The following is a 17,933-nucleotide window of genomic DNA, read 5'->3' as shown; positions in this document are numbered from 1 at the left end:
GTTTCAGCTCAGAGCTGAGCCGCGAGACTAGCCAAGCAGTCAGCCCATCTGACCAAGCTGCTTGGCTACATCCCGTTTAGAGTTTGAAGAAACTAACTTTGTCGGTCAGGCGATTCGCCAGGACCGTTAGCTCACGGCTGGAGGCGGCCACCTGCTCGGAGCCGGCTGAGGTTTCCAGGGTGGCGTTATGGATGCGGTTGATGTTCTGGTTGACCTCTTCAGCCACTGCGCTTTGTTCTTCTGAGGCGCTGGCGATCTGCGCGTTCATGTCGTTGATGGCCGTAACTTCACTGCGGATTTTGTTCAGTGCAGTTTCTGCCTGGCCAGTCTGCTCGACGGTTTGCTGCGCCAGTTGACGGCTGTTGCGCATCACTTCGGCAGCTTTGCCGGCACCTTCCTGCAGTTTGCCGATCATGCCGCGAATTTCCCGCGTGGAATCCTGGGTGCGAGTGGCCAGCGAGCGTACCTCATCGGCCACTACGGCAAAGCCGCGACCATGTTCGCCAGCGCGCGCGGCTTCAATAGCTGCGTTCAGGGCGAGGAGATTGGTCTGCTCGGCGATGGCGGTAATCACCTCGATGATTTTCTCGATATTTTCGCTGTCGCTGGAGACCTGCTGCACACTTTCAGCGGCGCTCTCCAGGGTACGTGCTAGGTTCTGAATGGCGCTGGCTGTGGCGCTGACCACCTGGTTGCCGGTGGCAACTTCGCCGTCAGCATTGCGTGTGGCCGATGCTGCACTGGCCGCATAGTTGGCCACTTCATTGACGGTGGCGGCCATCTGGTTAATGGCGGTGGCCATCTGTTCGGCCTCGCTGGACTGCAAGCGTATTTGCTGGTTATTGCTGTCAGAGGTGGTGAGCAGTTGGTCTGAGGCCAGGGTCAGCTCACTGGCGGCGCTGCGCACCTGAGCGATAGTTTCGGCCAGGTGTTTGACCGTGTCCTGCAAGGCGCTCATGACGCTATCCGGGTAACGGGTCTGGATGCGCTGGTTGAGTTCGCCATTGGCCAGGCGCTGAATCACCTGGGCGACTTCGTAGGGCTCGGCACCGAGGGTCGATTTCAGCTTATTGATGATCAGCACCGAGACGCCAATGCTCAGCAAAATAGCCGCCCCGGTCATTAGCAGTATCAACAAGCGGAAGCCATTTGCCGCCTCGCGCACAGCATTAATGTCTTTGCTCGTACTCTGTTCCTCAAGGTCGATAAAGGCATTGATGCGCTTGAGCCACTCACTGTATGCCGGCGCTGTTTGCTCCAGTAGGAAGTCGTTAGCCAGGGCTATGTCACCCTGGCGACGCGTGCTTAGCAGTTGTTCGGTTAATGCCAGCGTACGGCGCTCGATCTCCTTAATATCACTCAGCAGGCGTTGTTCATTGGCCGTGGGTGCCTGTTCGCTGAGCAAGCGATCCATCGCTTGGGCTGAATCTTGATAAAGACCATTGAGGCGTTGAATTTCCTGCAGTTGCCGCTCGAGAGCCTGGTCGTTATCCACCAGCACGGCATCACGAATCGCAATGGCGCGGTCGTGCACGCTGCCGCGGAAGTTAATGGCATAGCGCTGTTTTATCGAAGCGCCTTCGCTGACCATGGTCAGGGTTTCATCGATAAAACCAACGCGCTGCACACCAATAAAGGTAATCAGGATCATCAGTGACAGGATCAGACCAAACCCTAGGCTCAGGCGTTGAGCAATGCTCAGTTGTGATTGCATGAAATCAATTCCTCATACCCTGTTGGGCGGCGACGGCTGACTGCGATTAAAGGACGAGACTTAGCAAAAGTTAGAAGTGCTCTCTTGTGCAAATCTTATACATTAGATCGATTTTGTACAATTATGTTTTGCCTGTGAATAATCTTGAGCGATAGCCGGTTGTCGGCCTGCCGTGTATGCAGGCGACTTGATCTGGTTGCTAGTTCAAGGGTTGTACAGCTTTTGCGGGGCGGGGTGGAGGGGCTATGGGCAAAGAAAGTGCCGTCACCTGGTGCTTAACTCGGCCAGCTTGCTGAGAATTAGAAGGAGTCGATGATGCGCCCAAGCACGACCATGGCCTGTTCGCTTTGCGCGTCCCAGGGATGGCCATAATTGAGCCGGGCGCAGTGGCCGAAGCGTCGAGTAGCCGAAAAAATTGGCCCGGGAGCCAAGCTGATGCCCTGGGCCAAAGCCAGTTGGAACAGGCGCAGCGCATCAACCTGCTGAGGGAACTCAAACCAAAGAAAATAACCGCCACTGGGCCGGGTGACTTTGCTGCTGGCCGGGAAGTGTCGTGCTGCCGAGGCCAGCATCGAAGCCTGTTGTGCTTCCAGGGCATGGCGCAGTTTACGCAGGTGGCGGTCATAACCGCCGTGTTGCAGGTAATCCGCCAGCGCGGCCTGGGCCGGTACCGAGGGTGAAATGGTGGTCATCAGTTTGAGCCGGCTGATTTGCTCGGAATAACGCCCGCCGGCCACCCAGCCGACCCGATAACCGGGCGCCAGGCATTTGGAAAACGAGCCGCAGTGCATCACCAGGCCTTCGCGGTCGAAACTCTTGACCGGCTTGGGCGGCTGGCTGCCGAAGTACAGCTCGGCGTAAACGTCGTCCTCAATCAATGGCACCTGATGGCGTTGCAGCAGCTCATATAAGCCGCGCTTCTTGTCGTCACTCATGCTCGCGCCCAGCGGGTTCTGCAGGCTGCTCATAAACCAGCATGCTTTGATCGGCAGGCTGCTCAAGCGCTCGGCCAATACGTCCAGGTCGATACCCTCACGCGGATGGACTGGAATTTCCACGGCCTTGAGCTGCAAGCGTTCGAGTACCTGTAAACAGGCGTAGAAGGCGGGCGCCTCGATGGCCACCAAATCTCCAGGCTGGGTCACCGTCTGCAGGCAAAGGTTCAGCGCTTCCATGGCGCCGCTGGTGATCACCAATTCCTCCAGTGGCAGCATCACCCCACTGAGCATATAGCGCAGGGCAATCTGCCGGCGCAGGTTGGGGTTACCTTCGGTTATGTCGGCGATTATCGCTTGCGGCTGCATATCGCGCAGAGCGTGGGCCATGGAGCGGGCCAGTCGCGGCAGGGGGAACAGTTGCGGGCTGGGGAAAGCCGAGCCGAACGGCACGGTGCCGGGGTCTTTCAGCGAAGCCAGCACCGAAAACACCAGTTCGCTGACACCCACCTCGGTGGTTTGCGTCGGCTGTTGGCTGGTTTCGGGTTCGGCCAGCGAATGTCGCGCCAGCTCTCTAACGAAATAGCCGGAGCGGGCGCGCGCCTGAATCAGGCCACGGTCTTCCAGCAGGTAATACGCCTGGAACACCGTCGACGGGCTGACCCCGTAGGTGCGGCTGGCGTGGCGCACCGATGGCACTTTTTCGCCAGGGGCAAGCACGCCGGTGCGGATCAGTTCGGCAATCTGCTCGGCAAATTTCTCGTAGCGTTTCATCGTGTCCATCGTTGCGCTGAGCGGCTCTGCGCACTTTACGGGGACTTGCTTGGCCATGCGACTGTCAGCGCCCGCGAGGCGAGAGAAAGGTGCTTCGCGTTTGCGCTTGCTCGCGGCTATCGGCCAGGTTGTGGATCGCAAAGTGAACGGGCATGGCGCTCGTCTTGGCCTGTTGATCTTCTAGTACCACGGTGACCGGTACATCGAGAATTTCCCCAGGGTTCAGCTGCAACTGTTGCGGTGCATCCAGGCGCAGGCCAGGGCTGTCGAGCAACGCCAGGGCATACTGCTGCGGTTGCTGAGTTTTGTTGATCACTTTGAGCAGGTAGGTGTTTTCAATCTGCCCCAGCTGGTTTTCACGGAACATGCTGCGGTCCTTGGCCGAGTCGATGGACAACATCGAGCGTGCGTTCAAGGCCCAGACGAAGGCGGCGAGCATCAGCAGCAGCGCGATGGCATAACCCACCAAGCGTGGGCGCATCCGTTGGGTTTTACTCCCCTGTAGTTGGCGCTCGGAGTGATAGCCCACCAGCCCTCTGGCGTAGCCCATTTTGTCCATGACCGAGTCGCAGGCATCGATGCAGGCACCGCAGCTGATGCAGTCGATCTGCAGGCCGTCGCGGATATCGATACCGGTCGGGCACACCTGCACGCATACCTGGCAGTCGATGCAGTCGCCCAAGCCCTCGGTTTTGTGATCGCTGTCTTTTTTGCGTGGGCCACGGCCTTCGCCGCGTTTGGCGTCATAGGCGACTAACAAGGTGTCGTCATCGAACATCGCACTCTGAAATCGCGAGTAAGGGCACATGTGCACGCAGACCTTCTCGCGCAGCCAGCCGGCGTTGAGGTAGGTGGCCGCCATAAAGAACAGCACCCAGACCAGCGTACCGCCGTCCAATTGCAGGCGCAGCAGGTCGCCGGCCACGTCACGGATCGGCGTGAAGTAGCCGATAAAAGTCACTGCTGTGAGCAAGCTAACGCCCAGCCAGATGCTGTGCTTGGCACTGCGTCGCAGCAGCTTGTTCAGTGACCAGGGCGCGGCATCTAATTTGACCCTTTGGTGGCGCTCACCTTCGGTGATTTTCTCCGCCCACATAAATACCCAGGTCCACACGCTTTGCGGGCAGGTGTAACCACACCACACGCGCCCAGCCACCACGGTGATGGTGAACAGGCCAAAGGCGGCAATGATCAGCAGCGCCGACAGCAAGATGAAATCCTGCGGCCAGAAGGTCGCGCCGAAGATGTAGTAACGGTGCTCGGCGAGGTTCCACAACACCGCTTGACGACCGTCCCAGTCGAGCCAGGCGGTGCCGAAGAAAATCAGAAACAGCAGGCCTGCACCGTACAGGCGCAGGTTACGATAAAAGCCAGTGAAGCTGCGGGTGTGGATTGGGCCACCGGCCTGCGAAGGCGTCAGGCGGATGGGCTTGCTCGGATCGATAGTCTCGATGATCTGCGCGGGAATACGTTCGCTCATTGCGGGCCTCGTGGGCTTTATCAGGCGGGGCGAATGATGCGACTGGAGCTGATCCGATAACAGACTCAGGTTTTCAAATAAAAAGCGGATCAGATGGCCGAGCAGGCTATGTGGCGGTGAGTGGTGGCAGGCTTAGAACAGTGTTGGCGCTCAACAGCCGTCTTAATGCGCCACGTTTCGGGCTGCTCAAGGCTGGCTCTGCTAAAGCGGGTCACTGGCGGATCGGCTCGGCAGCACTAAGTTCACCCGCAGGCCGTTGGCGCTGCTGACAAACTCAAGCGCGCCACCGCAGCGCTGAGCGATGGCGTTGACGATGGAAAGGCCGAGGCCGCTGCCGTCACCGGATGAGTTGCGCCAGAAACGCGCGGTCAGCTGGGGCAGCTTCTCGGGTGCCACGCCAGGCCCTGCGTCTTGCACGCTAAAGCACACGTGCTCCCCACGAAGTTGCACACTCAAACTCACGGCCGTGTCGGCTGAGTTATGCCGTTGTGCGTTGTCAAGCAGGTTGCGCAACGCGGCAATGGCCAAGGTGGGTGGCATCGCCAGTAGACGCTGGGCGCTGGCATCGAGCAGGTGCAGTTCGATAGGCTGGCTGCCCGGTTGCTGAGCATCACTGATGGCCATATGGGCCACTTGCGCGGCGCTGTATTGCAGGGGTTCGTCAAACGGTAGACGGCCTTCCACGCGGGCCAGTAGCAGCAGTTGTTCCAGGGTTTGGTGCAGGCGGTCAGTGCCGGCTTCGGCATGCGCCAAGGCCTGACGGGCAGTCGCGCCTTCAGTCATGCTGGCCACTTGCAGGTGGGTTTTGATTGCCGTGAGCGGGCTGCGCAACTCATGGGCCGCGTCGTCGGTCAGCCGGCGTTCGCGCTCAATCGCCTGGCCAATGCGTTGAAACAGCTGATTCTGGGTGGCTACCAGCGGTTGTAGCTCTTGCGGCAGGCCGTCGATATGCAAGGGTTCGATGCTGTCGGCGCTGCGCTCAGCCAACGCCTGGCGAATGCGCCGTAAGGGCGATAGCTCGCGGCTCAGGCCAACCCATAGCACAAGCAAACTGCCGAGCAACGCGAGCACTACAGGTGCTGCAGCCGCCAGCAAAATCGAGCGGTTGAGGGTGTCGCGCTCGTCTAGACGGTCTGCTGTGGTCACGCGCATGTCACCTTCAATTAAGGTGAAGGTGCGCCAGGTGACGCCGTCAATGTTGCGCTCATGGAAGCCTTTTTCCTCCACGCCCAGGGCGCTGCCCGGCGCGGCGCGGCTGCTGGCGAGAATCTCGCCACGCACCGAACTGATCTGGCAGGCAATGCCTTCCGGCATACCCAGCTGTTCGGTACTGAGCGGAGCGCTGCCCTCGGTTTGCTGCAGTTGCGGCAGTTGCAGGAGCAAGCCCGAGACCATCCGCGCCGAGGACGCCAGGCGTTGATCGAGGGTCAACATCAGTTGGTTACGCAGGTCGAACAGCATCCACACGGCGGCCAGCGACCAGAGCAATACAAAGGCAGAGCCGAGAATCAGGCTGAGGCGCAAGCGTAAGCTCATGGCGTGTGATCCTCGTCGTGTCCGGCAGGGCCGAGGCGGTAACCCAGGCCGCGCACCGTCTCAACGATGGCGCTGCCTAACTTGCGCCGCAAATGGTGAATATGCACGTTGAGGGCATTGCTCTCGACCTCGCCGTCAAGGCCATAGACCGCATCCTTGAGCTGTTCGCCACTGAGCACCCGGCGAGGGTTGTGCAGCAGCGCTTGCAGCAGCACCTGCTCGCGGCGTGACAGGTCGATTGGCTGCCCATGCAAAAATGCTTGGCAGGCCACCGGGTCGTAGCGCAGCGGGCCGTGTTCGATCAGTGAGCTGGCGCGCCCAGCTGCGCGGCGTAGCAGGGCATGCAAGCGGGCGGCGAGTTCACGCAAATCGAACGGTTTGACCAAATAGTCGTCCGCCCCCTCTTGCAGGCCAGACACGCGGTCGGCTACCGAATCGCGGGCTGTCAGCAGCAACACCGGTATGACCACACCGCGTTGGCGCAGGCGCCGCAGAAGGCTCAAACCGTCTTCATCCGGCAGGCCCAGATCCAGCACCCACGCATCGAACTGCAGCGTGCGCAGCAGGGCTTCAGCTTCAGCGGCGCTGGCCGCATGCATAACGCGAAAGCCCTGGGCGGTGAGCCCGGCCACAACGCCGCTGGCAATCAGGGCATTGTCTTCAGTCAGCAATATGTTCATGACGCCGATCCGTGGAGGGGAGGTGAAGTATCCATCAGCAGGATTAAGTCAGGGTTATAGCTGGGCCACGAATGATAACGGGCGGGGGACATTTACGCGGATTAACCCGGGTTTAATCCTGACTTAACCGCCAACTGCGATGCTCGCCGCCTGGTTATTTATCGGTGTGGTTTTGCATGCGTTGGTTTCTGCTGTTTTCGTTGTTCTGGGCTTGGCTGCTGCAGCCCGTCCAGGCCGCCAGTTTTTCCGCCAACCCGCTGCAGGCGGGCAACACCCAGCAAGCGGTTTTCCTGCCTGTGGAGCAGGCATTCAACCTCAGCGTCGAGCCGCAGGCCAGTGGTGAAACCCTGCTGCGCTGGGACATTGCCCCCGGCTACTACCTGTATCAGCAACGGTTGCAGTTCAGCGGCTTGCCGGCAGATGCCTACCCTGAGTTACCGGCAGGCTTGCCTTATAGCGATGAGTTCTTCGGTGATTCGCAGATTTATCGCGAGCACTTAACGCTGAAACTCCCCGCTGGGGTTGCCGGCAGCATTCAGGTTGGCTGGCAAGGCTGCGCCGATGCCGGGCTGTGCTACCCGCCACAGACCCAGCAGGTTGATGTGTCGAGCCCCGGTGCGCCAAGCGAGCCGGGCGCCAACCTGGCTGAGGACCAAGCCCTGGCCGGTGGTTTGCAAAACCAACACCTGGTGTTGAGCGTATTGCTGTTCTTTGGGCTGGGCCTGCTGCTGGCATTTGCCCCGTGTTCCTTGCCGATGCTACCCATTCTCGCTGGCATTGTGGTGGGCAGCGGAGCCTCGCCCCGACGCGGCTGGGCGCTGGCTGCCACCTATGTGGTGAGCATGGCACTGGTGTATGCCGCGCTGGGCGTGGTCGCTGCATTGCTGGGCGCTAATCTGCAGGGGCTGCTGCAACAGCCCTGGTTGCTGGCCAGCTTCGCCGCGTTGTTTGTGCTGCTGGCCTTGCCGATGTTCGGGCTGTTTGAGCTGCAGTTGCCCGCGGCCCTGCGTGACCGCTTAGCGCATGCAGGGCGCAAGCAGCAAGGCGGTAGCTTGGTCGGTGCGGGCATGCTCGGTGTGTTCTCCGGCCTGCTGGTGGGGCCTTGCATGACCGCACCGCTGGCCGCCGCGCTGCTGTATATCGGGCAAAGTGGCGACGCGCTGCACGGCGGCCTGGTGTTGTTCGCCCTAGGCCTGGGCATTGGTACGCCGCTGGTTTTGTTGGTGACGCTCGGCAATCGCTTCCTGCCGAAACCCGGCGCGTGGATGAATCGGGTCAAGGTGGTGTTCGGCTTTCTGTTTCTGCTCACCGCACTTTTAGTGATTCGCCCGCTGCTCGCGGAGCCGACCTGGCTGGGTTTGTGGGGCGCGCTATTGATTCTGCTGGCCAGTGCGTTACTGCACCTGTCGCGGCAAGTGCTGCAACACGCCAGCGTGGCCAAGGCCATTGGTGCGTTGCTGGGTATTTGGGGCATGGCGATGGTGCTGGGGGCCGCCGGGGGTGCCAGCGACCCGCTGCAGCCCCTCAAGGTGTATGCCAGCACGGGCATTGCGGCCGCGCCGAATGCACAGCACGTTATCGGCATGAGCGAGCCGGCCACGCTGGAGCGTGAGCTGGCGGCGGCCAAAGCCGAGGGCCAATGGGTGCTGATTGATTACTACGCGGACTGGTGTGTGTCGTGCAAAGTCATGGAGAAAACTGTGTTCGCTAACCCCGACGTGCAGGCCCGCCTGCAAGGCGTTCGCGTCTTACGCCCCGACGTGACTCAAAGCAATGCGGCAAGCCGTGCGCTGCTGGAACGCTTTAAAGTGCTGGGCCCGCCCACGTTGTTGTGGATCGGCCCTGACGGTGAGGAGCGCCGCGCACAGCGCATAACGGGCGCGGTGAATGCCGAGCAGTTCTTACACATATGGACGACCACCCAGGAGCGCGGTTGATGCTGACAGTGAATATCGGTCCTCTGGCCCTCAGCACCGCCCACGTGCTGTTGATGATCAGCCTGCTGCTGGCGACCGTTACCGGCTGGTACGTCGGGCGGCGCAGTGCGGTCAATCCGGAAAAACAGCTGTTTCGTTTGTTGCTGGTGGCCTTGCTAGTCGCACGGCTGGCGTTTGTTGCCGTGTACGTCGAGCACTACCGCGCACAACCTTGGCAGGCGCTGGATATCCGTGACGGTGGCTTTATCGCCTGGCCTGGCGTGCTGGCCGCGCTGCTGTTGGGGGTCTGGCAGGCCTGGCGTACGCCGGCCATCAGAACATCCTTAGCCAGCGCATTGGCCGTCGGCGTGTTCAGCTGGGGCTTGGGCAGCCTGACGCTGTATGGGCTTGAGCAGGGCACCCGGCTGCCATCGTTGTCCTTTAGAGACAGCAACGGCGCCACAGTGGCGCTGCACGACTACGTCGGTAAACCGCTGGTGGTCAACCTCTGGGCCACCTGGTGCCCGCCGTGCCGCCGGGAAATGCCGGTGCTGGCCGAGGCGCAGCGCAATCATCCCGAGTTAACCATCCTGTTCGTCAATCAGGGCGAGGGCCAGGGTGAGGTCAACCAATACCTGGACGCTGAAGCCCTCGGCTTGGACAACGTATTACTCGACAGCGGCGGCCGCTTGGGCCAGCACGTCGGCTCCATGGCGTTACCCAGCACGCTGTTTTACGACGCCAAGGGTCGCCAGGTTGGCAGCCACTTGGGTGAATTGTCTCGCGCCAGCCTGGCTCGCGCGCTTGAAGTACTGAAGAAGGATCAATAATCATGCTGCGACCTACCCACCTGGCTGCACTGTTCTCGACGCTCTTGGTGATGCCCCTGGCGCAGGCCGAGGAATGGCCGGCCGCGATCAAGGCGATCGAGGCGCGTGGCGCTGAGATTATCCAGCGCTTTGACGCGCCCAGTGGCCTGCAGGGCTATGCCGCGCGCTTCAACGGCCAAGGCGTGGCCCTGTACCTGACGGCCGATGGTGAGCACGTGTTGGTCGGCAGCCTGCTTAATGCCCAAGGTGAAGACCTCAGCCGTGAACCGCTGGATAAACTGGTGTACGGACCGCAGGGTAAGGCAATGCTGATCAAGCTGGAAAACAGCAGCTGGATCACCGACGGCAAGGCCAGCGCACCGCGTATCGTTTATGTGTTTTCCGATCCTAACTGCCCGTACTGCAACCTGTTCTGGAAACAAGCGCGACCTTGGGTTGAGGCTGGTGCTGTGCAGGTTCGCCATGTAATGGTCGGCATGTTGCGCCAAGACAGCGCCGCCAAAGCCGCCGCATTACTCAGCGCCAGTGATCCCCAGGCGGCGCTGCATGAGCATGAGGCGGCCGGCAAAGCCAGCACCTTGCAAGGGCTGAAAAAGATCCCAGACGCCATTCAGCAGCAGCTTGACCACAACCTTGGCCTGATGGCTGAAATGGGCGCCTCGGCTACGCCGGCGATTTTCTATAAAGATGCAAGCGGCCAGCTACGCCAACAGCTCGGCGCACCGAGCCCCGAGCTGCTTATACAAATCCTGGGGCCGCGCCCCTGAGTTCAATACGGAGAAATGGGCTGGGGGATCGGGCGGTGAGTAGTCTGCTGTTTGGCTGCCAACCGCGTGGTGAGCGCGGTCGCAAGTCTCTGCGGGTTGCGCAAGCTTTTCTCTAGCAATCGCGATGCCGTTGGTTAAAAGCTTGGCGTTGCCGGCCACGAGCACATCACCTTTACTTAAACATGCGCTCCGTGTCGGCTACCATCGGCACAGCCGATTTAGGCAGACGCGTGCACAAAGGCGGTGCCCATTGACCGAATTGATTCCACTGGCTGACTACGCAGCGCCGACGATGCCGACTGAGCATGCCGTTCGCAAAGCGCTGGACAAGCTTAAGAAGAGGCTTGTCGGCGACAACGAAGAGTCAATGCTGCAACAGGAGGGGCTCGAACGGGCTTCGCTTAAAGGCCTCGACGAGGTGTGCTCAAACCCCAATGGCTTCTTCCGTGATGCCCTTGATGAGCATCTGGCCCCTTGGTTGACGGACGAGGAGCCGAACTCGTGGCTTAAGCTGCTGATTGTGCCCTCGTGTGACCCTCGGGGGCTCGCCGAGGACTGGGCCCATGCCGCTGGGCACCAAGTGCTTGCGCCGCCTCAGCGCCAGCAATTGCTGGAGGGTTACAACGTCGTACCGAACCTGCATGGCAGTGGTCTGTTGGTGATACCGCACCTTGAACACTGGTTTATCCGCCAGCGCCACGGCCTGCACATGTTTCGCGCCTTGCTAGCTCAGCTGGCGAAGCTGGAACGGCACTGTTTGATCTGTTGCAATTCCTGGGCTTGGCGCTTTTTGGTCAAGGCGGTGGGTGCCGATCTCTCGCTGCCAAGCCCACAAACCTTGGCTGCTACCGATGCGCCAAGCCTGCAAGCCTGGTTCGAGTCGATTGCAGTTGATGATGACGGCAAGCGTATTACCTTTCGCCTGGCGAAATCGGGCTATGACGTGCTGGCGAGCGGCGACAGCGGCAAATTACACAACACCCACTTGCAGCAGCTCGCGGCGCGCAGCGGCGGCATTCCCTGGGTGGCTGCGCACCTGTGGCGAGCGAGTTTGAACGTCAGGCGCAGCCCCGACGCCGACCTGCCAGAACGTGCCCGCCGCGCGACCGGAAACGACGAGCGCACGTTGTGGATCATCAGTGTGGATGACAGTCGTTTGCCACAGGGCCACGAGGACCGATCGTTATTGGTGCTGCAGGCATTACTGATTCATGGCTCGTTAACCGCCGAAGAGCTGAATACGGTGCTCCCGGCGACCGGTGAACCGGATGTACTGCCGGCACTGTTATCGACTGGAATTGTCGAGCGTGATGCAGCTTTATTCCGCGTCCGAGCAATCGCCTATCCCGCCGTGCGCCAGGCTTTGCGCTCGGCCGGCTTTCCGTCGGGAGGGCTATAAATATGGCCGCTGTGCATGAAAATCAGCAGAAAACCGCCCAACTGATTTACGACCTGCAGGACATTAGCTTTACCAAAATCGGCTTAATCTTATTCGGCACCTGGCTCATCGTTTTGACCGCGCGCCGGTTGCTGCCGTACCTCGCCGAGCGCGGACCGAGCCAGTTACGCCTGTATTTGCTCGGTGGCGTGCCCATCATCCGTATGCTGATGCTGGTGATCGCGGTTCTGTGGGTCATCCCGATCATCTTCAACATCACCTTCCAGAACTTTCTGATCATCTCAGGTGCGCTGGGCGTAGCCGTCGGCTTTGCGTTTAAAGATTACGTAAGCAGCCTGATTGCCGGCATGGTGGCCATTTTCGAGCGCCCCTATCGCCCCGGTGACTGGGTTGAGATCGACGGTGATTATGGCGAAGTGCGCACGGTGGGTATGCGTGCGATTGAAATTTGCACAGCGGACGACAACGTCATCCACGTACCGCACGACAAAATCTGGAAAAATAACATCTCCAATGCCAACGATGGCTCCCACACATTGATGTGCGTGACGTCGTTCTACGTCGCCCCTGATCATGATCCTGCCAAGGTGCGCGCTGTGCTGCGCGACGTGGCCATGACCAGCGCGTTCCTCGAGTATGACAAGCCGGTGCTGGTGATGCTGACCCAGACCCCGCTGGCAACGCACTACCAGCTAAAAGCCTATCCGTTCGATTTGCGCGACCAGTTTGAATTTGTCAGCGACCTGACCATCCGTGGCAAGCATGCCCTCGCTGACGCTGGTGCCACTGAGGTGCAAGCCATATCCAGCCTCGCCGGTTGAGGCAAGGCCGCGCAGCGCAAGGTGCGCGGCCCAAACATTAGGCTCAGCGGTCTTGGATAGCGCGCTGGTTAGACAGATAGATGTTATCTGATTGCAGCACTTCGCCATTGTCCAAGGCTGCCAGCCACTCTTCGGTGCTGACCACGGCGGCAAAACCGGTGTGCATGACGATGCTGAATACCCGGTGGATTTCCTCGGCGGTAGCCGTACCCAGGCTGTTGCGGTAGGGCGGCGTGCCGGTAGCGTCGTGCAGCAGTTCGACCTGCCAGCCTTCGTGGTGGGCTTGGCGCACAGTCGAGTCGTCGCAGTGCTGGAGCATGTAACCGACCACGCTGAGGGTGTCGATCTCACGCTCGCGCAGCCATTGGCCGAGCTCGGTGCCGACGAAGGAACTGGCCATGGCCTTCTCGATTAGAAGGTCGCGTGGGCGTTCGCCAACCAGCGGGTGCAGCTCGGCGGCCTGGCTGCCGCGCGCGAACACTGGTGAGTCGGCGCCGGCGAAGTGCTGCACCACGACTACAGGAATATTCGCGGCGTGGGCGGCGTCCATGGCTTTAGCGATGTTGCCCAGGGACAGCTCGATGCTTGGGTATTCGATACGTAGGTTGCCGCTGACGTATTCGTTCTGCACATCGATGACGATCAGTGCGCGCTTCGGCTGTTGGTTCATATCGCAACTCCTTGATGAGTGGGGGGTATCGATTGTTCTCCGGCGCCGATGCGGGCAGTGAGTGGCCCGATAGTCAAACTGCGCTAGGATCGGGCCAAGTCTTTAAGCAGGAATTCCCATGCAGCCTCATCGTGTTGCGGTAATTGCGTTCGACCAGATCAGCCCCTTCCATTTATCTGTACCTTGCTTGGTCTTCGGCGAGTCCTTGCCCGGTGAGCAGCACTATCAGCTGTCGGTGTGTGCGACAGAGCCAGGCCGCCTGCGCACCAATGCAGGCTTCGAACTGAACGTCGAGCTGGGGTTAGCGGCGTTGAGCGAGGCGCAGACAATCATCGTGCCGAGCTGGAACGACCCGGCCGTGCGCCCACCGCAAGCGTTACTTGATGCGCTGCGCGCCGCCCATGAGCGTGGCGCACAGCTGGTGGGTTTGTGCCTGGGCGCTTTTGTACTGGCTGAGACTGGCTTGCTCGACGGGCGCCAGGCCACCACTCATTGGGCCTGGGCACGGCAGTTTGCCGAGCGTTACCCGGCAGTGCACCTGGATGCCGACGTGCTTTATGTTGAGGATGGCACGCTGCTGACGTCGGCCGGCACCGCCGCCGGAATCGATTGCTGCCTGCACCTGTTGCGTCAGCACTATGGGGCCAAAGCGGCCAACCGAGTGGCGCGACATTTAGTGGTACCACCCCACCGCCAGGGTGGCCAGGCGCAGTTTATTGAACAACCGCTCCCCGCTACCGCCCGTGATGACCGGCTCAGCGATTTGCTCGATTGGGTGCGCAGCAACCTGGAGCAGGTACACAGCCTCGACAGCCTCGCGGACAAGGTGCTGATGAGCCGACGCAGCTTCACTCGGCATTTCCGCCAGCTCACCGGCACCACGGTAGGAGATTGGCTATTGGCTGAGCGATTGGCCTTGAGTCAGCGTCTGCTGGAAAGCACCGAGCAGTCGATCGACAGCATTGCTACGTTGGCCGGTTTCGGTTCGTCGGTGTCCCTGCGCCATCATTTCGGCCGCAGCCTAAGTGTGTCTCCCAGTGCTTACCGGCAGAGCTTCAGGGAACGCTAAATCGACTGACGGATTTGAAGAAATCAACCGCTGTTGCTGCAGCGAGTCTACCCGCTGCGCCCTTATCTGGCGGTGAGAGTCAGGGCAAGGGGCTTTACTAGGCGCAGCCTCAAGCTTTAGCGGTAGGGTGTATTGTTGATCAACCTCAACCCGTTAAACGACCTGACCGTCCAGCTGCTCACCTGGCTTCTCTCGACGCTTTTCTTTATTCTAGCTACCCGCCAAAAAGCTTGAGTAATCAATATGTTGGAAAATAATCTGAGTCAGTTGGAACAACTTGTCAGCGAGTTGGTGCAAGAGAACAAAGCGCTGCAGGCGGCGACCCAGCAGATTCGTAACGAATTGGCTCAACTCAAGGACGAGAATGAGGCGCTGCAGATGAGCGCGCTGGAGCAAGACGAGCTGCACAGCACCACCGCCGCGCGCATTCAAGCGCTGGTTCAGTTGGCCAGCGGCAGTGCTAGCGCGTCGCCGAGTCCTGCCCAGGCATGAGCCTCGAAGGGGACACGGTCACAGTCATTTCCATTCTCGGCAATGACTACAGCATCAAGGCGCCTGCCGGAAAACAGCAGGCCTTGAGCGAGTCGGTACGCCTGCTCAAAGAACGCCTGGCTGAAAGCAAGGCGGGCTCACCAGCACTGATTGGCGACCGCTTGCTGGTACTTACGGCGTTAAAACTGTGCGCCGAGCAGGCTGAGCAGGAGCAACGTCATCGTCAGGACGTGCAGCGCCTTGAAGAGCAGGTGAGTCAGCGCATCGCTGGCATTGCCAGCCTGATCCCGCGATAAATCGTCCTGTTCGGGCTCGCCGCCTATAGCCAGGAGCCCAAACCGGCTAGCTGCCCTCCACATAAACATCTCAGCCCGTGCATTCTGCGAACCATCTGATCCGTGTTTTTCCGCCAGATCTGCAGCTGTTTCCGTATCAGCTGCGCGGGCATAGTGTGGCGCAGATAAAAGCCACGCCCGTAGCCGTTCCCATTTTCTATACCCCGGCATATGAGTGAGTAGGTGATCAGCTTAGCTGTGCGCTAGGGCAAGACCGCCGAGGCGGCGTTCAAGGGACTGCTCGGCGTGAGTGTGGTATACGAGCGGTCGGCGGTTGAGCCGCACCACTGTTACGCCGGCACAATTAAGGAGTTTGTCATGGTGTTGAAAGGGCTGACCTGGCTGGTCCTGCTGCAAATTTTCGGCAGTCTCGTCAGTGAGTTGTTGTTACCCATTCTGCCCGGCAGCGTGATCGGCCTGCTGCTGTTGTTTGGCTATTTATTGCTGTGTGGTGAGGTCAGTGAGCCATTGAGCCAGGCCACCAGTACCCTGTTGCAGTACCTGCCGCTTTTGTTCGTCGTACCCGCTGCGGGGATTATGGTGGCCAGCGACGAGCTGCTCGCCGACTTGCCGGCGATCCTGACAGCCTTGTGTGTATCGCTACTGGTTACGGTGCCGCTGTGCGGCTGGATGATGCAGCGCCTAGCGCGACGTGTGGAGCAGCGCGCGAAGGCTGATCATGAGTGAGTTTTCCTGGCTGACGGTGGGCCGTCTGGTGGTCGATCACCCGCTGTTCCCCGTAGGACTGACGCTGCTGGCGTTCCAGTTTGCCTTGTGGCTGTACCGGCGCAGTGGCTGGCTGGTGCTGCAACCGGTGATGGTTTCTATGTTGTTGGTGGTGGGCACGTTGCTGGCCTGCGGCATGGATTACGCTACTTACCGAGAAGGTGCTGCGCCCATCGCCTTTCTACTCGGCCCGGTGACCATTGCCCTGGCCGTGCCCTTGTACAACAACATCAAACGTATTCGCCTGCTGGCTATGCCAGTGCTGCTGACTGTACTGGTCGGCGGTACGCTGACGGTTATGTTGACGCTGTTGATTGCCCATAGCATGGGTGCGCAACTGCCGGTGCTGGCGAGCCTGTCAGGCAAGTCGGTGACCATGCCCATTGCCATGCTGGTGGCCGAGCAGCTCGGCGGTCTGGCGTCTTTGGCTGCGGTGTTCGTCATGCTGACTGGGGTGATCGGTACCGCATTGGGCCCCTGGCTGCTGGGGTTGTTTAAGGTGACCCACCCGGCGGCGCGTGGCCTGAGTTACGGCATCAATGCCCATGCCATCGGTACGGCGCGTGCGCTGGAAGAGAGTTCGGAGTGTGGCGCTTTTGCCGCGCTGGGCATGAGCCTGCTCGGGGTGATCAGCGCGGTGTTGCTGCCGTTGTTGATGGGCTGGGTGTTGGCCGGCCTCTGATCTGCGGGTTGCTGTTGCGGGGCGCGCGCGTGTCCCGCAGGCCTCTAGGGTTCAGCTCATGCGGGCGGCGCGTCATGGTCTGGAGCAACCGTGGTTGCCTGCAGGGTGTTCGCCACCTCGCTCGCCACAAATTCGCGCATATGTTGCATAAAGCTTTCCTGAATCCGAGAAGGGCGGCTCTGCGCTGACATCAGCATGCTGAAGTCCACCTCAACAGCCGGCTCAAACGGCCGAAACACAATGCCGTCGCCGCGGTATTCCAGCGCACTGATGGTGTCCACCAGCGCCACCCCTGCACCCAGCTCAACGAAGGCGCACATGGATGCCGACAATTGGGTTTCCAGTTGCAGCTGCCGGGTAACCCCATGGGCGTCGAAAATGGCATCCAGGTGGTGCCGTGAGCCGACTGCCTGGGGATAGGAAATAAACGCCTCACCCTCGAGGTCCTCGGGCACTACCACGGCTTTATCCTGCAGGCGGTGGCCGCGGGGCAGGGCGCAGAGCATGCTCGAACGCAGCAACTGCTCACCCCGTGGGCTGGGGTAGGTGTTGGGTTCTGCGATAAAACCCAGATCGCAGCGCTGGCCCACGACCTGATCGACCACCTCGCGTGAGGGCAGCACCTGCAGGCTGATTTGCGCGTGCTGATGCTGCTTGGTGAACGCGTGTATGGCCCTGGGCAGAAAGGACAGGCCCATCACTGGCGCGCAGGCTAGATGCAGCGAGCCGCGCGTCAGGCTGCCAATCTCCTTGGCGGTGCGGGCGATGCGCTCCACCCCCAGCAACGAGCGCTGCACCTCTTCATACAGCACCAGCGCATCGGGTGTTGGATGCAGCCTGCCTTTGATGCGCTCGAACAATAGAAAACCAATGTCCTCCTCCAGCGCCGCGATCAGCCGCGTCGCGGCGGGCTGGGAGATGTGCAGCATTTCCGCGGCACGAGTCACCGTCTGCCCGAGAATGACTGCGCGGAAGGCCTCAAGCTGTCGTAGGTTCACTGTGGAGTCCATAACAAAAAGACATAGGCTGGCGAAAATAAAGCATTTTTAACCGACAGGTAAGCCTCCTAGCATCCGGGTTATTCAAATAGTGATCTTGAGTCTAAAA

The 17,933-nt window shown here is 60.3% G+C and carries 17 protein-coding genes and 1 pseudogene; 10 read left to right on the top strand and 8 right to left on the bottom strand.

The window, feature by feature from the left end:
- Positions 1–76: 76 nt before the first annotated feature.
- The 6 genes and pseudogenes from BMZ32_RS19815 to BMZ32_RS11605 form a co-directional block, all read right to left on the bottom strand.
- Positions 77–781, bottom strand: a complete 705-nt coding sequence (locus BMZ32_RS19815; RefSeq protein ID WP_425272878.1) for a methyl-accepting chemotaxis protein — start codon at positions 779–781, stop codon at positions 77–79.
- A 408-nt stretch (positions 782–1,189) separates the two neighbouring features.
- Positions 1,190–1,714, bottom strand: a pseudogene (locus tag BMZ32_RS19810) (MCP four helix bundle domain-containing protein); the annotation flags it as partial.
- 299 nt (positions 1,715–2,013) lie between these two features.
- Positions 2,014–3,423 carry a GntR family transcriptional regulator MpaR gene (mapR, locus tag BMZ32_RS11620; RefSeq protein WP_090242153.1) on the bottom strand — a complete coding sequence of 470 codons (1,410 nt, stop codon included), beginning with the start codon at positions 3,421–3,423 and terminating at the stop codon, positions 2,014–2,016.
- A gap of 64 nt (positions 3,424–3,487) precedes the next feature.
- A complete protein-coding gene (gene ccoG, locus BMZ32_RS11615; protein ID WP_090242152.1) occupies positions 3,488–4,903 on the bottom strand; it encodes a cytochrome c oxidase accessory protein CcoG in 1,416 nt (471 codons plus the stop codon).
- A gap of 201 nt (positions 4,904–5,104) precedes the next feature.
- Positions 5,105–6,439, bottom strand: coding sequence for an ATP-binding protein (locus BMZ32_RS11610; protein ID WP_090242151.1), 1,335 nt, complete (start codon positions 6,437–6,439; stop codon positions 5,105–5,107).
- Positions 6,436–7,119, bottom strand: coding sequence for a response regulator transcription factor (locus BMZ32_RS11605; RefSeq protein ID WP_090242150.1), 684 nt, complete (start codon positions 7,117–7,119; stop codon positions 6,436–6,438). Before BMZ32_RS11605 ends, BMZ32_RS11610 begins: the two co-directional genes overlap by 4 nt.
- A gap of 176 nt (positions 7,120–7,295) precedes the next feature.
- On the opposite strand from BMZ32_RS11605, the gene dsbD reads away from it, so the two are divergent.
- The 5 genes from dsbD to BMZ32_RS11580 all read left to right on the top strand — a co-directional run bounded on the left by dsbD (position 7,296) and on the right by BMZ32_RS11580 (position 12,852).
- Positions 7,296–9,056 carry a protein-disulfide reductase DsbD gene (gene dsbD / locus BMZ32_RS11600; protein ID WP_090242149.1) on the top strand — a complete coding sequence of 587 codons (1,761 nt, stop codon included), beginning with the start codon at positions 7,296–7,298 and terminating at the stop codon, positions 9,054–9,056.
- Positions 9,056–9,865, top strand: a complete 810-nt coding sequence (locus tag BMZ32_RS11595; protein WP_090242148.1) for a TlpA family protein disulfide reductase — start codon at positions 9,056–9,058, stop codon at positions 9,863–9,865. Before dsbD ends, BMZ32_RS11595 begins: the two co-directional genes overlap by 1 nt.
- A gap of 2 nt (positions 9,866–9,867) precedes the next feature.
- Positions 9,868–10,632 (top strand): thiol:disulfide interchange protein DsbG, encoded by a 765-nt coding sequence (dsbG, locus tag BMZ32_RS11590; RefSeq protein WP_090242147.1) that lies wholly within the window; start codon positions 9,868–9,870, stop codon positions 10,630–10,632.
- 250 nt (positions 10,633–10,882) lie between these two features.
- Positions 10,883–12,031 (top strand): DUF2500 domain-containing protein, encoded by a 1,149-nt coding sequence (locus BMZ32_RS11585; protein ID WP_090242146.1) that lies wholly within the window; start codon positions 10,883–10,885, stop codon positions 12,029–12,031.
- Positions 12,032–12,033: 2 nt separating this feature from the next.
- Positions 12,034–12,852 carry a mechanosensitive ion channel family protein gene (locus BMZ32_RS11580; RefSeq protein WP_090242145.1) on the top strand — a complete coding sequence of 273 codons (819 nt, stop codon included), beginning with the start codon at positions 12,034–12,036 and terminating at the stop codon, positions 12,850–12,852.
- Positions 12,853–12,895: 43 nt separating this feature from the next.
- Here the strand turns inward: BMZ32_RS11580 and BMZ32_RS11575 are convergent, their stop codons facing one another.
- Entirely contained in the window at positions 12,896–13,522 is a 627-nt protein-coding gene (locus BMZ32_RS11575) for a cysteine hydrolase family protein (RefSeq protein ID WP_090242144.1), read from the bottom strand.
- A gap of 118 nt (positions 13,523–13,640) precedes the next feature.
- Here BMZ32_RS11575 and BMZ32_RS11570 point away from each other — a divergent pair, with 118 nt between their 5' ends.
- From BMZ32_RS11570 to BMZ32_RS11550, 5 genes are all read left to right on the top strand, one after another.
- Entirely contained in the window at positions 13,641–14,591 is a 951-nt protein-coding gene (locus tag BMZ32_RS11570) for a helix-turn-helix domain-containing protein (RefSeq protein ID WP_090242143.1), read from the top strand.
- A 243-nt stretch (positions 14,592–14,834) separates the two neighbouring features.
- Positions 14,835–15,083: a hypothetical protein gene (locus tag BMZ32_RS11565; RefSeq protein WP_090242142.1), complete on the top strand. Its 249-nt coding sequence runs from the start codon at positions 14,835–14,837 to the stop codon at positions 15,081–15,083.
- The gene (locus BMZ32_RS11560) at positions 15,080–15,379 is read left to right on the top strand and encodes a cell division protein ZapA (protein WP_090242141.1); all 300 of its coding nucleotides are present in this window, start codon (positions 15,080–15,082) and stop codon (positions 15,377–15,379) included. Before BMZ32_RS11565 ends, BMZ32_RS11560 begins: the two co-directional genes overlap by 4 nt.
- Positions 15,380–15,736: 357 nt before the next feature.
- On the top strand, positions 15,737–16,105 hold the full coding sequence (locus tag BMZ32_RS11555; protein WP_090242140.1) for a CidA/LrgA family protein: 369 nt from the start codon (positions 15,737–15,739) through the stop codon (positions 16,103–16,105).
- Positions 16,098–16,826, top strand: a complete 729-nt coding sequence (locus BMZ32_RS11550) for an LrgB family protein (RefSeq protein WP_090242139.1) — start codon at positions 16,098–16,100, stop codon at positions 16,824–16,826. The genes BMZ32_RS11555 and BMZ32_RS11550 overlap by 8 nt, the downstream gene beginning before the upstream one ends.
- A 56-nt stretch (positions 16,827–16,882) precedes the next feature.
- Here BMZ32_RS11550 and BMZ32_RS11545 read toward each other — a convergent pair whose 3' ends face one another.
- Positions 16,883–17,824: a LysR substrate-binding domain-containing protein gene (locus tag BMZ32_RS11545; protein ID WP_090242138.1), complete on the bottom strand. Its 942-nt coding sequence runs from the start codon at positions 17,822–17,824 to the stop codon at positions 16,883–16,885.
- Positions 17,825–17,933 lie beyond the last annotated feature (109 nt).

Source organism: Pseudomonas guineae, from assembly GCF_900113745.1.
Classification (GTDB): Bacteria; Pseudomonadota; Gammaproteobacteria; order Pseudomonadales; family Pseudomonadaceae; genus Aquipseudomonas; species Aquipseudomonas guineae.
Note: the sequence above shows the minus strand (reverse complement) of the source record. Positions and strands in the feature narration are given on the sequence as shown.

What these genes read in the sequence shown, in the direction of transcription:
- BMZ32_RS19815 (WP_425272878.1), bottom strand. Translation starts at nt 781, where the DNA reads ATGGCCGCCACCGTCAATGAAGTGGCCAACTATGCGGCCAGTGCAGCA.
- mapR (WP_090242153.1), bottom strand. Translation starts at nt 3,423, where the DNA reads ATGAAACGCTACGAGAAATTTGCCGAGCAGATTGCCGAACTGATCCGC.
- ccoG (WP_090242152.1), bottom strand. Translation starts at nt 4,903, where the DNA reads ATGAGCGAACGTATTCCCGCGCAGATCATCGAGACTATCGATCCGAGC.
- BMZ32_RS11610 (WP_090242151.1), bottom strand. Translation starts at nt 6,439, where the DNA reads ATGAGCTTACGCTTGCGCCTCAGCCTGATTCTCGGCTCTGCCTTTGTA.
- BMZ32_RS11605 (WP_090242150.1), bottom strand. Translation starts at nt 7,119, where the DNA reads ATGAACATATTGCTGACTGAAGACAATGCCCTGATTGCCAGCGGCGTT.
- dsbD (WP_090242149.1), top strand. Translation starts at nt 7,296, where the DNA reads ATGCGTTGGTTTCTGCTGTTTTCGTTGTTCTGGGCTTGGCTGCTGCAG.
- BMZ32_RS11595 (WP_090242148.1), top strand. Translation starts at nt 9,056, where the DNA reads ATGCTGACAGTGAATATCGGTCCTCTGGCCCTCAGCACCGCCCACGTG.
- dsbG (WP_090242147.1), top strand. Translation starts at nt 9,868, where the DNA reads ATGCTGCGACCTACCCACCTGGCTGCACTGTTCTCGACGCTCTTGGTG.
- BMZ32_RS11580 (WP_090242145.1), top strand. Translation starts at nt 12,034, where the DNA reads ATGGCCGCTGTGCATGAAAATCAGCAGAAAACCGCCCAACTGATTTAC.
- BMZ32_RS11575 (WP_090242144.1), bottom strand. Translation starts at nt 13,522, where the DNA reads ATGAACCAACAGCCGAAGCGCGCACTGATCGTCATCGATGTGCAGAAC.
- BMZ32_RS11570 (WP_090242143.1), top strand. Translation starts at nt 13,641, where the DNA reads ATGCAGCCTCATCGTGTTGCGGTAATTGCGTTCGACCAGATCAGCCCC.
- BMZ32_RS11565 (WP_090242142.1), top strand. Translation starts at nt 14,835, where the DNA reads ATGTTGGAAAATAATCTGAGTCAGTTGGAACAACTTGTCAGCGAGTTG.
- BMZ32_RS11560 (WP_090242141.1), top strand. Translation starts at nt 15,080, where the DNA reads ATGAGCCTCGAAGGGGACACGGTCACAGTCATTTCCATTCTCGGCAAT.
- BMZ32_RS11555 (WP_090242140.1), top strand. Translation starts at nt 15,737, where the DNA reads ATGGTGTTGAAAGGGCTGACCTGGCTGGTCCTGCTGCAAATTTTCGGC.
- BMZ32_RS11550 (WP_090242139.1), top strand. Translation starts at nt 16,098, where the DNA reads ATGAGTGAGTTTTCCTGGCTGACGGTGGGCCGTCTGGTGGTCGATCAC.